We start from the raw sequence: 16,420 nt of genomic DNA, 5'->3' as shown, positions 1-16,420 counted from the left end.
CGCTACTTGATCCGCCGCTTCTCCAGCTTGCGCGCGAGCGTGCGGCGATGCAGGCCCAGGCGGCGTGCGGCTTCGGAGATGTTGAAATCGCTGGCCGCAAGCGCTTCGTGGATGTGCTCCCACTCCAGCGTCTTGATCGACGTGGTGCGCTCGGTCAGTTCCACTTCGGTGTCGCCGGCGGCGCGATCGAACGCGGCCTCGATGTCGTCGGTGTTCGACGGCTTGGCGAGGTAGTGGCGTGCGCCGAGCTTGATCGCCTCCACGGCCGTCGCGATGCTCGCGTAGCCGGTCAGCACGACGATCACCAGGTCCTGGTCGAACGCGTGCAACTGCTTCACGCTCGTCAGCCCGGAGGCACCGCCGGCGAGCTTCAGGTCGACGACCGCGTGCGTCGGCAGGAACTCCTTCAGCAACGCGGGCATGCCGTCTTCGCCGGTGAGATGGCGAACCTGGTAACCGCGACGCTCGAATGAACGCACGAGGGTGCGCGCGAAGGCTTCGTCGTCCTCGACGATCAGCAGGCGGCGCTCAGTCTTCGGCATCATCGCCCTCCTCGTCGCTTTCGTCCTCGATGGCCAGCGCGGACAGCGGCAGCGTCATCGTCACCACTGCGCCACCCTGCGGCCTGTTCTTCGCCCGGAGGCTGCCACCCAGCGTACGCGCAACGTTCACCGAGAGGAACAAGCCCAGCCCGCCGCCCGGCCGGCCCTTGCTCGTGTTGTACGGCGAGCCCAGCCGCTGGAGGATCTCGCCGGAAAAACCGGGGCCGGCGTCGCTCACGTCGATGATCAGTGCCTCGCCATCGCAATGGGCATCCAGCGCGACCCAGCCGGGCGACGCTTCCAGCGCGTTGTCGAGCACGTTGAACACCATCTGCCGCAGGCCCGCGTCCGACACGATGCGTGGGTCCAGGTGGCAGCGGTTGGTGTAGGTGAACTGGCTCGGGTTGCGCGCCCGGCGCCATTCTTCCGCGAGGCCGTCGAGCATCGCGTGCAGGCTCACCTCGATGGGCGCTTCGGCGCGCGGTCCGCCCGCGGCGAGCAGGATGTTGGTGACGATCGATTTGCATCGCGCCACCTGCTGCTGCATCTCGACGACATCGCGGTGCAGCTCGCCTTCGGAGGCGATGGTCGGCAGGTGCTGCCAGTCGCCGAGGATCACCGAGAGCGTCGACAGCGGCGTGCCCAGTTCGTGCGCCGCGCCCGAGGCCAGCAACCCCATTCGCACGATGTGTTCTTCTTCCGCGGCGCGCTGGCGCAGTTCTGCCAGGCGTGCATCGCGCTCGCGCAGGATGCGGCCGATGCGGGTGAGGAAGACCACCAGCAGCGCGGCGATGAGCAGGAAGCAGATCAACAGGCCCTGCACGTAATGGTCGCCCAGCCCGCGCGCGGGCTCGACGGCGAGCACGATCGGCGTCCGCACCAGCGTAAGGCCGGTGACGCAGAGCGCCGCCGCCGCCGCGATGACCCAGCTCCACGGCGATCGCAGCACGACGGTGCCGAGCACGACCTGCAACAGGTACAGGAACACGAACGGATTGGTGATGCCGCCCGAAAGATAGAGCTGGATCGTCAGCGAGGCGACGTCCACCAGCAGCGAAACCATCAAGGCGTTGCTCGACGCATGCTCGCGCCGACGCCACCACAGCTGGCTGACGACATTGAACAGAGCGAGCGCCGCGAGGACCGTGAACATCGGCCTCAGCGGCAGGCCGATTCCCAGGCCGTAATGCACGACGATGATCGTCGCGACCTGCCCGATCACCGCGATCCAGCGCAGCTCGATCAGCTGCTGCATGTTGCGCAGCCCCGCGCTTCCGCGCCAGCGCGTGAGTGCGGGCAACCTGCTTTCGGCGTCGGCGGCTACCGCGTCCTGGATCGTTCGTGAGGCCATGGTCGATTCGAGGGAAACGCGCGGCGCGCTTCAACGGCGCCGATCATGGCGCAAACGCCGCTCCGAGGCGAACAGGAAGCCGCCCGCGACGAGCGTGAGCAGCGCCATTCCGAACCAGGTCAGTGCGTACGAGAGATGGGAATCGCGGAACTTCACGACCGTGAGCCCACCGCGCGGCCACACGGTCGATGCGGCCTCGCGATCGGCATCGATGAAGAACGGCGCCACGCGATCTGCGGGAAGCCCGTGCGACTGCGCGATGGCCGCCACGTCGCGCGAGTACCAGCGCTGCTGCGCCGGATCGTTCTGTCGAAGGAAACCGCCTCCGGGCTCGCTCATGCGCAGCAGGCCGTTCACGACCACCCTGCCCTGCGGCGGCGGCGCGACGCTCGCCTCGATGTTCCGTTCGGCGGACGGCACGAAACCGCGATTGACCAGCACGTAGTCGCCCGAATCGGTGCGCAGCGGCACCAGCGACCAGTAGCCGCCACCCAGCTCGGTCACCGCCTGCGTCCGGCTTTCCAAGTCGGGCACGAAGCGCCCGGCGACGGAGACGTGCCGGTAACCGTCGGATTCGTCGGTAATGCGCGGCCATTGCGCACGCGTTGGCGCGGGAGCCGGCGCGGCGTGCACCCGCGCATCGACACGGGCGATGAGGTCATGCTTCCACGCCATCCGCTGGACCTGCCAGATGCCCAGCGCGACGAATCCGACGAACGCGACCGCGAGCAGCCCTGCGAACATCGCCAGCACCCAGGGGCGTCGCCCCCGGGGCATCGGCTGCGCGTCGACGTTCTCCGTCATGGCACGGCTCGCAGCGGAACGTTACGGCGTGTTCCGGATCATCTCCTGCATCTCGTGCGCGCCCGGCATCATGTTCGTGTTGAGATGATGCATGACCCACAACGAGCCGCTGAGCACGATCACCACCAGCACGACGGTGAAGATGAGCGCGAGGGCGTTCCAGCCGCCTTCGGACTTCGCGTTCATGTGCAGGAAGTAGACCATGTGCACCACCACCTGCACGGCGGCGAACGCCAGCAGGATCAGCACCAGCAACGGCGTGCTGATGGCCGAGCCGCCCATCACCAGCGCGAACGGGATGGCGGTGAGGATGACCGACAGCACGAAGCCGGTCAGGTACTCCTTCTTCGAGACGTGCGGGATGCCGGTCTCGAGGAAGTCGTCGTCGTGGTCGTGGTGTGCGTGGTCACTCATCGCAGCGAGCCCATCAGGTAGACGAAGGTGAAGACGCCGATCCAGACGACGTCGAGGAAGTGCCAGAACATCGACAGGCAGGCCACGCGGCGCGTGTTGGCGCGCGTGAGGCCGTGCTTTCGCACCTGCAGGCACAGCACGATCAGCCAGATCACGCCGAAGAACACGTGCAGGCCGTGCGTGCCCACCAGCGCGAAGAAGGAGGACAGGAACGCGCTGCGCTGCGGACCGGCGCCGATGTGGATGAAGTGGTGGAACTCGTACAGCTCGATCGCCAGGAACGTCGCGCCCAACAGGCCCGTCACGATGAGCCATGCGATCAGACCGCGCTTGTTGCGCGCCTGCATCGCGATCATCGCGAAGCCGTAGGTGATCGACGACACCAGCAGCACCGCGGTGTTCACCGCCACCAGCTTCAGGTCGAACAGGTCGGCGCCGGACGGGCCGGCGGCGAAACTGCGGCCCAGCACGCCGAAGGTGGCGAACAGGCACCCGAAGATCATCAGGTCGCTGAGCAGGTAGATCCAGAAGCCCAGCAGCGTGCCGTTTTCCGGATGGTGGTGGCCTTGCGTGTCGAGGAAGACCGGCGCGCCGTCTTCACGGGTCAATGCGATGGGCTCAGACACGGAAGGTCTCCAGCTGCTGGGTACGCGCGTGCTCGGTGGCAGCCACCTCGTCGGCGGGGATGTGGTAATCGCGGTCGTAGTTGAACGTGTGCCAGATCGCGTAGGCCACCACGGCGACCAGCGACAGCACCGCCAGCCACCACAGGTGCCAGATCATCGCGAACCCGCCCGCCGTGCTCAGCAGCGCCAGCACCAGGCCGGCCGGCGTGTTCTTCGGCATGTGCACGGCCAGGAAGCCCGAACGCATGCGCGTGAAGCCGCGCTGTTTCATGTCCCACCAGGCGTCGGTGTCGTGGACGACCGGCGTGAAGGCGAAGTTGTAGGCCGGCGGCGGCGAGGACGTCGACCACTCCAGCGTGCGGCCGTCCCACGGATCGCCGGTGACGTCGCGCAGCTGCTCGCGCTTGCGGAAGCTCACGAAGATGCAGATCAGGAACGCGGCGATGCCGATCGCGATCAGGACCGCACCGAAGGCGGCGATCAGGAACCAGATCTGCAGCGACGGATCGTCGAAATGGCTCATGCGACGCGTCACGCCCATCAGGCCCAGCACGTACAGCGGCGTGAAGGCGAACCAGTAGCCGGCCAGCCAGAACCAGAACGAGACCTTGCCCCAGAAGTCGTCGAGCTTGAAGCCGAAGGCCTTCGGGAACCAGTGCGTCATCGCCGCGAACAGGCCGAACACCACGCCGCCGATGATCACGTTATGGAAGTGCGCGATCAGGAACAGGCTGTTGTGCAGCACGAAGTCCGCCGGCGGGACGGCCAGCAGCACGCCGGTCATGCCGCCCACCACGAAGGTGATCATGAAGCCGATCGTCCACAGCATCGGCACTTCGAAGCGGATGCGGCCGCGGTACATGGTGAACAGCCAGTTGAAGATCTTCGCGCCCGTGGGGATCGAGATGATCATCGTGGTGATGCCGAAGAACGAGTTGACGCTCGCGCCCGACCCCATCGTGAAGAAGTGGTGCAGCCACACCAGGTACGACAGCACCGTGATGCACACCGTGGCGTAGACCATCGACGAGTAGCCGAACAGGCGCTTGCCCGAATACGTGGCCACGATTTCCGAGTACGCGCCGAACAGCGGCAGGATCAGGATGTAGACCTCCGGGTGGCCCCAGATCCAGATCAGGTTCACGTACATCATGGCGTTGCCGCCAAGGTCGCTGGTGAAGAAGTTCGTGCCGACGTAGCGGTCGAGCGCCAGCAGCGCGAGCACGGCGGTCAGCACCGGGAACGACACCACGATCAGCACGTTGGTGCACAGCGAGGTCCACGTGAAGACGGGCATCTTCATCATGGTCATGCCCGGCGCGCGCATCTTGATGATGGTCACCAGCAGGTTCACGCCCGATAGCAATGTGCCGACGCCTGCTATCTGCAGTGCCCATATGTAGTAGTCGACACCGACACCCGGACTGAAGGCGATGCCCGACAGCGGCGGATACGCGAGCCAGCCGGTCGCGGCGAACTCGCCGAAGAACAGCGACATCATCACCAGCACGGCGCCGGAGACGGTCATCCAGAAGCTGAAGTTGTTGAGGAACGGGAATGCGACGTCGCGCGCGCCGATCTGCAACGGCACCAGGTAGTTCATCAGGCCCGTGACCAGCGGCATGGCCACGAAGAAGATCATGATCACGCCGTGCGCGGTGAAGATCTGGTCGTAGTGCGCGGGCGGCAGGTAACCGGTGCTGTCGCCGAAGGCGATGGCCTGCTGCAGGCGCATCATCAGCGCGTCGGCGAAGCCGCGCAGCAGCATCACCAGGCCCAGCACGATGTACATGATGCCGATCTTCTTGTGATCGATGCTGGTGAACCACTCGTTCCAGAGGTAGCCCCACAGCTTGTGCTTCGTGATCACGGCCAGCAGTGCGAGGCCGCCGAGCACGGTGCCGATGAAGGTCACCATCAGGATCGGCTCATGGAACATGGGAATGGATTCCCATGACATGCGTCCGAAGATCGGTGAGGACGGGAGGGTGCTGCTTTCAGGGGACATCGCGGGATTCCGGGGCTTTCAGGCCAAGAAACAGGTCGGCATCAGGAGTCGCTCAGGGCGACTTCATGCCGACGATCGAGCCAGACAGGGACTGGGGCACGGCATCGTTGACGGAGCACACTTCCGACGACACGTACGCGCCCAGGCGCGGGTCGCCGCGGCGCGGCGTGGCCAGCGGCTTCAGGCCGTCCAGGCCAAGGCCGCCGGTGGCGTCGATCGCCATCATCTGGTTCATGCACAACCGGTCGGTGTCGACGCAGCGGTTGAGCACGGCATCGAACAGGCCGTTGTCGACGCGGGCGAAGTGACGCACCGGCTCGCGTTCGGAGGGTTTTTCGAGTTCGAGGTACGTCGCGCGGGTCAGCGCGTCGCTGCTGCCGCGCACGTCGTTGACCCAGCGCTGGTACTCGGCGTCGGACCGGCCGTGGAACTTGAAACGCATGTGCGAGAAGCCGGCGCCGCTGTAGTTCGCCGAGAAGCCGTCGTACACGCCGGCCTCGTTGATCACCGCGTTGAGCTCGCTTTCCATGCCCGGCATGCCGTAGATCATGCCGGCCAGAGCGGGAACGTAGAACGTGTTCATCACCGACGAGGCCGTGATGCGGAAATGCACCGGGCGATCGACCGGCACGACGACCTCGTTCACCGTCGCGATGTTCTCTTCCGGATAGACGAACAGCCACTTCCAGTCGAGCGCGACGACCTGGATTTCCAGCGGCTTCACGTCGGCCGGCACGGGACGGCCCGCGGAAAGCTGGTCGAGCGGACGGAACGGATCGAGCAGGTGCGTGCTGATCCACGTGATCGCGCCCAGCGCGATGATGATCAGCAGCGGGATGCCCCAGATGACCAGCTCGAGCTGGGTCGAATGATCCCAGTCGGGCTTGTAGGTCGCGTTGTTCGACGCGCGGTAGCGCCAGGCGAACAGGAGCGTGAGCGCGATCACCGGAACGATCACGATCAGCATCAGGACCGTCGCGACGACGATCAGCTGGCCCTGGCGGGCCGCGATGTCGCCGGCGGGATTGAGAACCAACAGGTTGCATCCTGACAGGGCGACCGTGGCGAGGAGCAGCACGGCGGCCTGCAGGAATCTGCGCGCGATGGACATGTGTGTGGGGGCTTACGGATTGAGCATGGTCAATGTATTCCCGGCCGTGTGACGGGAGAATTGGACGTTTTGTCCTATCGAACAAGCTGGTTGCCTCTGTCAGCCTATCGTCGCATCCTCTCAAGTCCAACCGGCCCTCCTTCCATCGGCCGGATCATCGAGTGTCCAACGCGATGTCAACCCTCACCCCCACCGCTTCCACGCACGATCACGGCACCAAGGCCGACACCGATGTCGCGCCTGGTGAAATCGCCGTAGGCGTCGTCATCGGCCGTGCGTCGGAATACTTCGACTTCTTTGTTTTCGGCATCGCCTCGGCGCTGATCTTCCCCGCCGTCTTCTTTCCGTTCCTGGACCGGCTCAACGGCGCATTGGCGGCATTTGCGCTGTTTTCGCTGGCGTTCATTACACGGCCGCTCGGCACGATCCTGTTCATGTCGATCCAGGAGCGCTGGGGCCGCGGCATCAAGCTCACGATTTCCCTGTTCATGTTGGGCAGCGCTACCGCCGGCATCGCGTTTTTGCCGGGCTACGCCACGCTGGGCGTCGCATCGATCGTGATGCTGGCGCTGCTGCGCATGCTGCAGGGCGTCGCGCTCGGCGGCTCGTGGGACGGCCTGCCCTCGCTGCTGGCGATCAATGCCCCGAAGGGCCGCCGCGGCTGGTATTCGATGCTCGGCCAGCTGGCCGCGCCGATGGGCTTCATTGTCGCCGCCAGCGTCTTCGCATTCCTGTATGCGAGCCTGAGCGAGGCCGACCTGCTCTCGTGGGGCTGGCGCTATCCCTTCTTCGTCGCCTTCGCGATCAACGTGGTGGCGCTGTTCGCCCGCCTGCGCATCGTGGTGGCCGACGAATACCAGAAGAAGATGAGCGAGCTGGAGCTGGAGCCGACGCCGATCCGCGAGCTGTTCCGCGCCAAGGGTCGCCACGTGGTGATCGGCGCCTTCGCCGCGCTGGCCAGCTACGCGCTGTTCCACATCGTCACGATCTTCCCGCTGTCGTGGATCCTGCTGTATTCGGACAAGTCGATCGTCACGTTCCTCATCGTCCAGATCATCGGTGCGTTCATCGCCTGCGGCGGCGTCGTGGCCTCGGGCCTGATCGCCGACCGCGTGGGCCGCGCGCGCACGCTGGGCGGCCTGGCGCTGCTGATCGCGATGTTCAGCGGCTTCGCGCCTACGCTGATGGGCAGCGGCAACGTCGGCCAGGGCGCGTTCGTGCTCATCGGCTTCGCCCTGCTCGGCCTGTCGTATGGCCAGGCCGCGGGCGCGGTGACGGCCAACTTCGGCCGCCGCTACCGCTACACCGGCGCGGCGCTCACCTCCGACCTCGCCTGGCTCATCGGCGCGGCCTTCGCCCCGCTCGTCGCCTTGAGCCTGTGCTCGCAATTCGGTCTGGCCTGGCTGGGCGCGTACCTGCTCTCCGGCGCCATCGGCACGCTGGTCGCGCTGGGCATCAACCGCGCGATGAACTACAAGAGCTGACGCTCCGGTTCGTCCATTGCGATACGACGAGACGCCCGCCTACGCGGGCGTTTTGTTTTCACGACCGACACGGCGCCGCTTCGGCGCCACTCAGCCGCGCGTGAGCTCGATGTGCGTCAGGTACAGGCGCAGGTCGAACTCCAGCTGGTGGTAGTCCGGCTCCATGTGCGTGCACAGCTGGTAGAAGGCCTTGTTGTGGTCGGCCTCCCTCATGTGCGCGAGCTCGTGCACGACGATCATCCGCAGGAAATCGGCCGGCGCATCGCGGAAGACCGTGGCGATGCGGATCTCGCGACTGGCCTTCAGCCGCCCGCCGTGCACGCGCGAGATGGCGGTGTGCGTGCCGAGCGCGTGCTTCATCACCTGAAGCTTGCTGTCGTAGAGCACCTTGCCCAGCGGCACGGCCTTGCGCAGATGGCGGTCCTTCAGCGCCTGCACGTAGTCGTACAGCTGCGCGTCGTTGCGCACCGTGTTGGGCTCGCCGTACCGGTCGGCCAGCATCGTGCCGAGCCGGTCCTGTTCGATCAGCTGCCGCACCTTCGCGAGCAGGTGCTCGGGGTAGCCGATGAGGTATTTGAAGGGTTCCATGGCGGTATCATGGGCCCGAAATCACCACCAGAACACCGCGACATGGCGAAGGCGAATCCGCTCCAGGAACAACTGCTCAAGGCGGGCCTGGTCAAGAAATCCAAGGTGGCCGAAGTCGCGCGCGAGCAGAACAAGGCCCGCCATGCCAAGGCGCCGGCCGAACGCAGCGAGATCCAGGTGGAAGCCGAACGCGCGCGCGCCGAGAAGGCCGAGCGCGACCGCGCGATCGAAGCCGAACGCAAGGCGCAGGCCCGCGCCGCGGAACTGCGAGCGCAGGCACGGCAGATCATCGAGGACCGCAAGGTCCCGCGTTCGGGCGAAAGCGAATACCGATTCACCGAGGGCAACGCGATCCGCACGTTGCTGCTCAACGACGACCTCCGGAAGAAGCTGTCGTCCGGCGTGCTGGTGATCGCCCGCATCGACGAGCGTTACGAACTGCTTCCGCGCGCCGCCGCCGACAAGGTGCGCGAACGCGACGCGACGATGATCGTGCTCGATCACGGCCTGCAGGCCGATGCCGAACCCGCGGCCGGTTCGTCCGATGACGACGCGTACTACGCGCAGTTCAAGGTGCCGGACGACCTGATCTGGTGATCGCACGCGGCGACCGACGGTCGCGCGTTTTCACTGCTGGATAACGGCGGCAGGCGTGTATTGGCGGCACTTCGACCGGGGTGATCCGCCATGGAGATGGGCCTGCAGGACCACGTCGCGCAGCGGTCGTTCCGCATCGCATCGTGCCTCGGTTTGCTGCTTCTCGCCGCATGCGCGACGACACCCTCGCCCCGGTTCGAGCGTTCCGATACGGCGCACGCCATCGAGCGACCCGGGCGCATCCTGGTGTACGACTTCGCCGGCACGCGCGGGGACCTTCCTCCCGATTCGCCGATCACCGGCTACTTCGAACAGAACGAAGCACCGCAGACGGCCGACGAGGTCGAAACCGGCAGGCAGCTGGGTCGCCAGGTCGCGCAGCAGGTCGTGGCGCGACTTCGCGCAGCAGGCATCGACGCGTATCCGGTCGGCGCCGGACCGGTGCCGAAACTGGGCGACGTCGTGCTGCGCGGCGAATTCGTGTCCGTGCGTCCCGGCAGCCGCACGACACGCGTGCTGATCGGTTTCGGCGCGGGCCGCGCCGAACTCAGCACGCTGATGGAAGCGTTCCAGATCACCGCGACCGGACCGCGTTCGCTCGCGACCGCCGAGGCGAGTACACAAGGTGGCCGCCTGCCCGGCGTGCTGGTGCCACTGGGCGCGGCAGCTGCGGCGGGCACGGTCGCGACGAGTGCCGCGGTGTCGGGCGGATCGAACGTCATGCAGGAACGCGGTCCCGAGTCGATCCGCGCGGCTGCACAGCGCACCGCCAGCGGCATCGCCGATTCGGTCATCGCCATCTATCGGCGGAATGGATGGCTGGCGCAGCCGGCTGCGGGCGGGGCGAGCTAGCGGCGCGCGCGCAGCTGCTGTCCCGCAAGAACGGGAATCGGTGCGCTGGAGACATGCCGGTTTTCGTCGGAAGTGGCGCACTCATGGATGGATCCCGCCTTCGCGGCGATGACGGCTTGGACCGCACTGTAAAGTGCCAGGAACAACGCACCATCACTTGATCGTGTTCTTGTAGATCCGCCCGTTCTTGACGATCACCCGGAAGTTCTCCTGCGGGCGCGTGATGATCCGGATGTCCGACAGCGGATCGCCTTCCACCAGCAGCAGGTCGGCGAAGGCGCCCGCCTCGACGACGCCCAGCCGCCCCGGATACGGATTGCGCTTGCCCGACAGCCCGAGCAGCTGCGCGTTCGTGCTGGTCGCCATGATCAGCGCCTCGGCCGGCGTGTACCACTTCGTCAGGCTGGCGAGCAGTTCGCCCTGGCGGCGTGCGAGCGCGGCGGAGAACAGCACGTCGGTGCCGAACGCCGTCTTCAGGTGGTACTTCTTCGCGAGTTGATACGCGCGGTCGGTGCCGGTCAGCACCTCGCGGCCCTTTGCGTATTCCTCGGAATCGGGCGGGAACGCGCGCAGCAGTTCTTCCGGCAGCGGCTGGATGCTGAGCCACACGCCACGATTGGCGAGCAGCTGCGCGGTTTCCTCGTCCATCAGGTTGCCGTGCTCGATGCACTGCACGCCCGCCTCGACCGCCTGCTTGATCGCCGCCGGCGTGTACGCATGCGCGGTGACGTAGGTGCCCCAGTTGTTCGCGCCCTGCACCGCCGCCCGCACTTCTTCCGGCGTGAAGGTGACCACGTCCAGCGGGCTGTGCGGCGAAGACACGCCGCCGCCGGCGGTGAGCTTGATCTGCGACGCGCCGCGCATCAGCTGTTCGCGCACGCGCGTGCGGACTTCATCCGGCGTGTCGGCGATGGCGGTGTCGCCCATGGTTTCCATGCGCGAATCGGCGGAGCCGATCGTGCGCGGCAGTTCTTCCGGGCTGCGGAAATCGCCATGGCCACCAGTCACGCTGATGATGGCGCCGGACGGATAGATGCGCGGGCCGGCCTGCCAGCCTTCGTCGATGGCGCGCTTGAGCCCGAACGATGCGCCGCCCACGTCGCGCACCGTGGTGAAGCCGCGCTGCAGCGTGTCCGATGCCTCGGCGCCCGCCATCAGGTTCAGATAGCCCGTGCTGGCCTGCAGCGCGACGGCGATGCTCGGTCGCACCGCCAGCGTGTGCCAGTGCATGTCGATCAGGCCGGGCATCAACGTGCGGCCGCCGCCGTCGATGATCGTCATCCCGGGCTCGGCGAAGTTCACGTCGGACTTGCCGATGGATGCGATGCGATTGCCGCGCACCAGTACGTCGGTGGCCGCCTGCAGGGTCGGATCCACGCCGTTGAAGATGCGCACGTTGCGGAACAGCACGCTGGTCTGTGCGGGCGGCGCGCTTGCGCCGGCGTCGGCGGGCGCAGGGGGCGCGGCGTCCTTCGCGGTGAGCTGCGGCGTCTTGTCGCCGCTGCACGCCGCCACGCAGAACACGGCGGCCACTACGATCGTCCTGAGCGGGGCCATGCGCGCGATCCCGACGTTGAATTGTTGCGCCTGCTGTACTGGGGCGGGGGTGAACGAGGTGTGACGGCAGTGTTTCCGCGTGCAGCTGCTCGAAGCATGCGAGTGCGGGCGCAATCGCACGCCCCGCCCCTCACCCCAACCCCTCTCCCGCTGGGAGAGGGGCCAAGAGCGTTCACGCACCAACCGCGCAGCGGGCGATAGCGTGCCCGCCGATGCGAACATCCCCCGACGCACAAGCTCCGCTCGCACCACGCGTCCGTCCGCGAACCTCCTGGCGTTTGATCGCCACCCTCGCCCTGCTCGTCGGCACGCGCGCCGTCGCCGCGGACGCACCCGACTGCAAGACGCGCCTGCTCGAATCCCTCGGCTGGCGCTTCATCCCCTCGGCCACGCAGCAGGTGTCCATCGAAGCCGGAACGCCGTGCGATCGCGCCGATCTGGTTCAAGCGCAGGCCGCGGGCGATCTCGTCGTGCGCTTGCCTCGCGACCTCGACCGCGACGCTCGTTCGCGCCTCGTCGACGAACTGCTCCACCACCCCGCCACGCACTGCGCGTACGGATTCAAGCTCGGCGATGCGACGCGGCGCGCCGTCGACAAGCTCGCGGGCAATCCCGGTTACAAGTTCTCCGGCCTGCAGATGGGATGGATCGGGTTCGGCCCCACCGGCTCACGGCGCGACGGCTGGGAACCCGTCGCCTCGTTCGGCCGCGGCTACCGTCCACTGGCGTCGAACTCGCGCGCGATCGACGCCTTCTACCAGGGCCACGTGCGCGCCGAATGCGGCGTCGGGCGGCAGGTCGCGCAGTACGCGACGCAGGCCGAACTCTACGGTCGCGACGGCTTCGACGCCGAATTCGACGCCGACGAGATCGTGATCGGAACCTTCAACCGCCTGCACGACACGCGCAGCATCCTGCTGGGCTCCTCCGCGGGCGAGTTCACGCGAGATGGGCTCGCTGTCGAGGCCTCCCGCGCGGGACGACAGGCCTTCATGGGCCTGCCCGGCTTCATCTTCCATGTGTTCGACCGCAGCAAGCTCGACGACCTGAACAACCAGGCCGAGAACTTCGTCGTCTACGACGTGGACGCCGATGCCGCCGCGGCCTTGCGCGAACACGGCGGCTTCGAGCACTACAACGAGCGCAACCAGGCCATCTGGGCGCTGGCGAAATCCATGCCCGTGTACCGGCCGAAGCGGTACTTCGAGCGGCTCCTGTTCGAACGCGACGCCGAACTTCGCGCCAGCCTGCCACCTGCCGCGCAGACGACGCTCGCGCAGCTGGATGCGGAACTGGCCGATCCGTTCTATCGGGGCTTCCGTGTCTATGTGCACCGCCAGGGCGTGAAGCCCGTCGGCTTCCACATCGCCCGCCTGCTCGACCGCAATCCGCGCACGCCATTCCGCATCGAGCTGGCGCTGCACAACCTGCATACCACCCTGTTCGACCGGTACATGGCGCACGCGCTGCGCGGGTGCGCGGCCGCCGCTCCCTGACCTGCACGATCCCGCCATCGCGTTTATGCTCTGGACATACCCGGGGAGGAGGGTGGGCCCGCATGACGTGGGTGCAGATCGCATGGCCGATGCTCGCTGCCGCCAGCCTGACGCTGGGGCTGATCCACGTGTTGATCTGGATCCGGCAGCGTTCGATGCCGCAGCACCTGGCATTCGCGGTCGCCGCGGCATCGCTGTCGGTGCTGGCGGTGCTGGAGATGGTCGCGCTGCACGCGCGTACCCCGGCGGAACTGGGCACGCTGATCCGCTGGATGCACGTTCCCGTCGCGCTGCTGGTCGCCTCGCTGGTCGCCTTCGCCCGCCTCTCCTTCGGCCCGAAGTACTTCGCGCTCGGCGCGGTCGCGCTGGCGCTGCGGCTGGTCGCGCTGGTGGCGAACTTCACCAGCGGCGCGAACCTGAATTTCGCGGCGATCCACGAAGTCGGCCGCGTGCGCTGGCCGGGCGACGTCTGGGTCGCGTACCCGATCGGCGCGCCGAACCCGTGGGTGATCGTGGCGCAGCTGAGCAACCTGCTGCTCGCCGCGTACATGGTGGTGCTGCTGTTCTCGACCGCGCGCGCGGCCGACCCGCAGGTGCGCCGGCACGCCGCGATCATCTGCGGCGGCTGGTTGCTGTTCATCGGGCTGATGGTGGTCTCGGCACTGGTGATGACGCTCAACATCGGCAAGGCGCCCTTCATCGGCACCCCGAGTTTCGTCTTCGTCATCGCGGCGATGAGCTACCAGCTCGGCTCGAATTTGATCGAATCCAACCGCCTGGCCGCGAAACTGCGCGAAAGCGAACTCGCGCGCCTGCAGGGCGAACGCGACCTGCAGCATGCGGCCGAAGGCGCGCGCGTCGGCCTGTGGTCGTGGAGCATTCCGGACGATCGCGTCGTCGGCTCATCCAAGTCGCGCGAGTGGTTCGGCGGGCACGAAGGCGATTGCGACCTCGCGTCGGTGATGCGCCGCATCCATCCGAACGATCGCCCGCAACTGCGCAGCGCGATCGAGGACGCCTGGGAATCGGGAACCTTCACCACGACCTTCCGCCTGGCGCACGCGGAGCCGGAGCGCTGGCTGACGGTGAGCGGCGAGATGGAGTTCGACCAGGAAGGCCGCGCGCTCGCGATGCGCGGCGTCGCGCGCGACGATACCGACAGCCGCCTGTCCGGCGAACGTTTCCGCGCCCTGCTCGAAGCCGCGCCAAGCGCGCTGCTGCTGGTCGACGAGGCCGGCCGCATCTGCCTGCTCAACGCCGAGACCGAACGCATGTTCGGCTATGCGCGCGAAGAACTGCTGGGCCGCGACCTCGAACGCCTGCTGCCCGAATCGATGCGCGCCACGCACGTGCGCCATCGGCAGATGTACAGCCTCGGCCCGACCAAGCGCGTGATGGGCAACGGCCACGAACTGCACGGCCTGCGCCAGGACGGCACGGAATTCCCGATCGAGGTCGGGCTCAACCCCGTGCGGTTCGGCGACCAGACGCTGACGCTTGCGGCGGTGAGCGACATTTCCGAACGCCGCCGCAAGGACGCCGAACTCTCGCTGCGTCGCGACGAAGTGGCGCACCTGTCGCGCGTGACGATGCTGGGCGAGCTTTCCGGTTCGCTCGCGCATGAACTCAACCAGCCGCTGGCGGCGATCCTCAGCAACGCGCAGGCCGCGCAGCGCATGCTGGTGCGCAATCCGGAGGATTTGTCGGAAATCGGCGAGATCCTGTCGGACATCGTCGAGAACGATCGCCGCGCCGGCGATGTCATCCGTCGCCTGCGCACCCTGCTGCGCAAAGGGTCGCAGGACCTCGCGCGGATCGACCTCAACGACACCGTGCGCGAATGCCTGCGCCTGCTGCGCAGCGACCTGCGCAACCGGGACGTCGTGGTCGTGACGGACCTCGCGCCCGGCCTGCCGCCGATCGAAGGCGACCCCGTGCAGCTCCAGCAGGTGCTGGTGAACCTGATCTTCAATGCGTGCGACGCGATGCGCGAGCAGGACGGCCGTCACCTGACATTGCGTTCGGTCGGGCGTCGCGACCACGTGCACCTGACCGTCGCCGACGACGGACCGGGCATCGATACGGGCATGCACGAGCGCATCTTCGAGCCGTTCCAGACCAGCAAGCCCAACGGCCTGGGCCTCGGTCTGGCGATCTGCCGCACGATCGTGGAATCGCACCGCGGCCGGCTGTGGGCCGAGAACGCAAGTGGCGGCGGCGCGCAGCTGCACATCGAGCTGCCGGTGGCGCGGGTGGAATGAAGTCGGGTGCGATCGAGTTTCGCGCCATGGCATTGCCGTCGCCGTCTGCGCCGTCACCGTCATTCGGGCGAAGGCCGGGACCCAGGCTGATGGCGGTCGGACGCTCTACACAGTGCCCCCCCGTCATCCCGGCGAAAGCCGGGATCCAGGCTGATCACGATGGGGTACGCCCTCAACGGCGAACCAACTCACCGTCATTCCAGCGAAAGCTGGAATCGATTTGCTCTGCTGCCGAGTCATGGCGAAGGGCATCGCAAGTGCCAACGTGATCGCACGCCCCGCCCCTCACCCCAACCCCTCTCCCGGAGGGAGAGGGGCTCAACGGCGAAGGCTGATCAGCGCACCGCTCCGACTATCACCCTAGCCCCTCTCCTTGGGAGAGTGGCTCAACAGCGGAAGCAGATCAGCGCGCCACCGCGCGGCTCGCCCTCACCCCAACCCCTCTCCCGCAAGCGGGAGAGGGGCTAGAACGCACGCACCGTCACTCCTTGAGAGTGGAATCCGTGCTGTTGCTGTTGCTGTTGCGGTTCCGGTTGCGGTTGCGGTTGCCGTTGCTGCTGCTGTCGAATAGCCGATCAGTTCACTAGCCCCGTAGGGCGCCGCACAGGATGTGCGGCGGTGAGCGCTGAGCCATGGAGTGAGGGCGATGCGTGCTTGCGAGCCACTGGCTCGCGCATCGCCCGAACGCCCGCGCCGCAAGCGCGGGCCAAACGAATCGCGAACGCGCCC

At 67.0% G+C, this 16,420-nt stretch carries 14 protein-coding genes; 5 read left to right on the top strand and 9 right to left on the bottom strand.

The genetic code is table 11. The features are described from left to right. Positions 1–2 precede the first annotated feature (2 nt). From ABIE51_RS09795 to cyoA, 7 genes are all read right to left on the bottom strand, one after another. Positions 3–542 carry a response regulator transcription factor gene (locus tag ABIE51_RS09795; protein ID WP_115842342.1) on the bottom strand — a complete coding sequence of 180 codons (540 nt, stop codon included), beginning with the start codon at positions 540–542 and terminating at the stop codon, positions 3–5. Then, positions 529–1,893, bottom strand: coding sequence for an ATP-binding protein (locus ABIE51_RS09790; RefSeq protein ID WP_192630564.1), 1,365 nt, complete (start codon positions 1,891–1,893; stop codon positions 529–531). The genes ABIE51_RS09795 and ABIE51_RS09790 overlap by 14 nt, the downstream gene beginning before the upstream one ends. Before the next feature lie 30 nt (positions 1,894–1,923). Beyond that, complete coding sequence (locus ABIE51_RS09785; RefSeq protein WP_192630563.1) at positions 1,924–2,697, bottom strand: SURF1 family protein; 774 nt, start codon at positions 2,695–2,697, stop codon at positions 1,924–1,926. A gap of 21 nt (positions 2,698–2,718) precedes the next feature. Beyond that, the gene (gene cyoD / locus ABIE51_RS09780) at positions 2,719–3,111 is read right to left on the bottom strand and encodes a cytochrome o ubiquinol oxidase subunit IV (RefSeq protein ID WP_115842113.1); all 393 of its coding nucleotides are present in this window, start codon (positions 3,109–3,111) and stop codon (positions 2,719–2,721) included. After that, positions 3,108–3,719, bottom strand: coding sequence for a cytochrome o ubiquinol oxidase subunit III (gene cyoC, locus ABIE51_RS09775; RefSeq protein ID WP_198173926.1), 612 nt, complete (start codon positions 3,717–3,719; stop codon positions 3,108–3,110). Before cyoC ends, cyoD begins: the two co-directional genes overlap by 4 nt. Before the next feature lie 10 nt (positions 3,720–3,729). Continuing rightward, a complete protein-coding gene (gene cyoB, locus ABIE51_RS09770; RefSeq protein WP_198173925.1) occupies positions 3,730–5,709 on the bottom strand; it encodes a cytochrome o ubiquinol oxidase subunit I in 1,980 nt (659 codons plus the stop codon). Between the two features lie 88 nt (positions 5,710–5,797). Further along, positions 5,798–6,856: a ubiquinol oxidase subunit II gene (gene cyoA / locus ABIE51_RS09765; RefSeq protein ID WP_157030044.1), complete on the bottom strand. Its 1,059-nt coding sequence runs from the start codon at positions 6,854–6,856 to the stop codon at positions 5,798–5,800. Positions 6,857–7,029: 173 nt separating this feature from the next. Here cyoA and ABIE51_RS09760 point away from each other — a divergent pair, with 173 nt between their 5' ends. After that, a complete protein-coding gene (locus tag ABIE51_RS09760) occupies positions 7,030–8,340 on the top strand; it encodes an MFS transporter (protein WP_192630562.1) in 1,311 nt (436 codons plus the stop codon). Between the two features lie 90 nt (positions 8,341–8,430). Here ABIE51_RS09760 and ABIE51_RS09755 read toward each other — a convergent pair whose 3' ends face one another. Next, the gene (locus tag ABIE51_RS09755; RefSeq protein WP_192630561.1) at positions 8,431–8,928 is read right to left on the bottom strand and encodes a M48 metallopeptidase family protein; all 498 of its coding nucleotides are present in this window, start codon (positions 8,926–8,928) and stop codon (positions 8,431–8,433) included. 42 nt (positions 8,929–8,970) lie between these two features. Between ABIE51_RS09755 and ABIE51_RS09750 the strand changes: the two genes are divergently transcribed. Both ABIE51_RS09750 and ABIE51_RS09745 read left to right on the top strand, forming a co-directional pair. Next, on the top strand, positions 8,971–9,525 hold the full coding sequence (locus tag ABIE51_RS09750) for a DUF2058 domain-containing protein (protein ID WP_192630560.1): 555 nt from the start codon (positions 8,971–8,973) through the stop codon (positions 9,523–9,525). A 90-nt stretch (positions 9,526–9,615) separates the two neighbouring features. Next, the gene (locus ABIE51_RS09745) at positions 9,616–10,377 is read left to right on the top strand and encodes a DUF4410 domain-containing protein (protein ID WP_192630559.1); all 762 of its coding nucleotides are present in this window, start codon (positions 9,616–9,618) and stop codon (positions 10,375–10,377) included. Positions 10,378–10,530: 153 nt separating this feature from the next. Here the strand turns inward: ABIE51_RS09745 and ABIE51_RS09740 are convergent, their stop codons facing one another. Then, positions 10,531–11,934, bottom strand: coding sequence for a metal-dependent hydrolase family protein (locus tag ABIE51_RS09740; RefSeq protein ID WP_157030039.1), 1,404 nt, complete (start codon positions 11,932–11,934; stop codon positions 10,531–10,533). Between the two features lie 281 nt (positions 11,935–12,215). Here ABIE51_RS09740 and ABIE51_RS09735 point away from each other — a divergent pair, with 281 nt between their 5' ends. Together ABIE51_RS09735 and ABIE51_RS09730 are read left to right on the top strand one after the other, a co-directional pair. Then, positions 12,216–13,430: a hypothetical protein gene (locus tag ABIE51_RS09735; RefSeq protein WP_502913332.1), complete on the top strand. Its 1,215-nt coding sequence runs from the start codon at positions 12,216–12,218 to the stop codon at positions 13,428–13,430. Between the two features lie 62 nt (positions 13,431–13,492). Next, a complete protein-coding gene (locus ABIE51_RS09730; RefSeq protein ID WP_192630557.1) occupies positions 13,493–15,691 on the top strand; it encodes a sensor histidine kinase in 2,199 nt (732 codons plus the stop codon). The last annotated feature ends 729 nt before the right edge of the window (positions 15,692–16,420 follow it).

Source organism: Lysobacter sp. OAE881 (genome assembly GCF_040546665.1).
GTDB lineage: Bacteria > Pseudomonadota > Gammaproteobacteria > Xanthomonadales > Xanthomonadaceae > Lysobacter_J > Lysobacter_J soli.
The sequence above is the reverse complement of the archived record's forward strand: the minus strand, read 5'-3'. Positions and strand labels throughout refer to the sequence as shown.

What these genes read in the sequence shown, in the direction of transcription:
- ABIE51_RS09795 (WP_115842342.1), bottom strand. Translation starts at nt 542, where the DNA reads ATGCCGAAGACTGAGCGCCGCCTGCTGATCGTCGAGGACGACGAAGCC.
- ABIE51_RS09790 (WP_192630564.1), bottom strand. Translation starts at nt 1,893, where the DNA reads ATGGCCTCACGAACGATCCAGGACGCGGTAGCCGCCGACGCCGAAAGC.
- ABIE51_RS09785 (WP_192630563.1), bottom strand. Translation starts at nt 2,697, where the DNA reads ATGACGGAGAACGTCGACGCGCAGCCGATGCCCCGGGGGCGACGCCCC.
- cyoD (WP_115842113.1), bottom strand. Translation starts at nt 3,111, where the DNA reads ATGAGTGACCACGCACACCACGACCACGACGACGACTTCCTCGAGACC.
- cyoA (WP_157030044.1), bottom strand. Translation starts at nt 6,856, where the DNA reads ATGTCCATCGCGCGCAGATTCCTGCAGGCCGCCGTGCTGCTCCTCGCC.
- ABIE51_RS09760 (WP_192630562.1), top strand. Translation starts at nt 7,030, where the DNA reads ATGTCAACCCTCACCCCCACCGCTTCCACGCACGATCACGGCACCAAG.
- ABIE51_RS09755 (WP_192630561.1), bottom strand. Translation starts at nt 8,928, where the DNA reads ATGGAACCCTTCAAATACCTCATCGGCTACCCCGAGCACCTGCTCGCG.
- ABIE51_RS09750 (WP_192630560.1), top strand. Translation starts at nt 8,971, where the DNA reads ATGGCGAAGGCGAATCCGCTCCAGGAACAACTGCTCAAGGCGGGCCTG.
- ABIE51_RS09745 (WP_192630559.1), top strand. Translation starts at nt 9,616, where the DNA reads ATGGAGATGGGCCTGCAGGACCACGTCGCGCAGCGGTCGTTCCGCATC.
- ABIE51_RS09740 (WP_157030039.1), bottom strand. Translation starts at nt 11,934, where the DNA reads ATGGCCCCGCTCAGGACGATCGTAGTGGCCGCCGTGTTCTGCGTGGCG.
- ABIE51_RS09730 (WP_192630557.1), top strand. Translation starts at nt 13,493, where the DNA reads ATGACGTGGGTGCAGATCGCATGGCCGATGCTCGCTGCCGCCAGCCTG.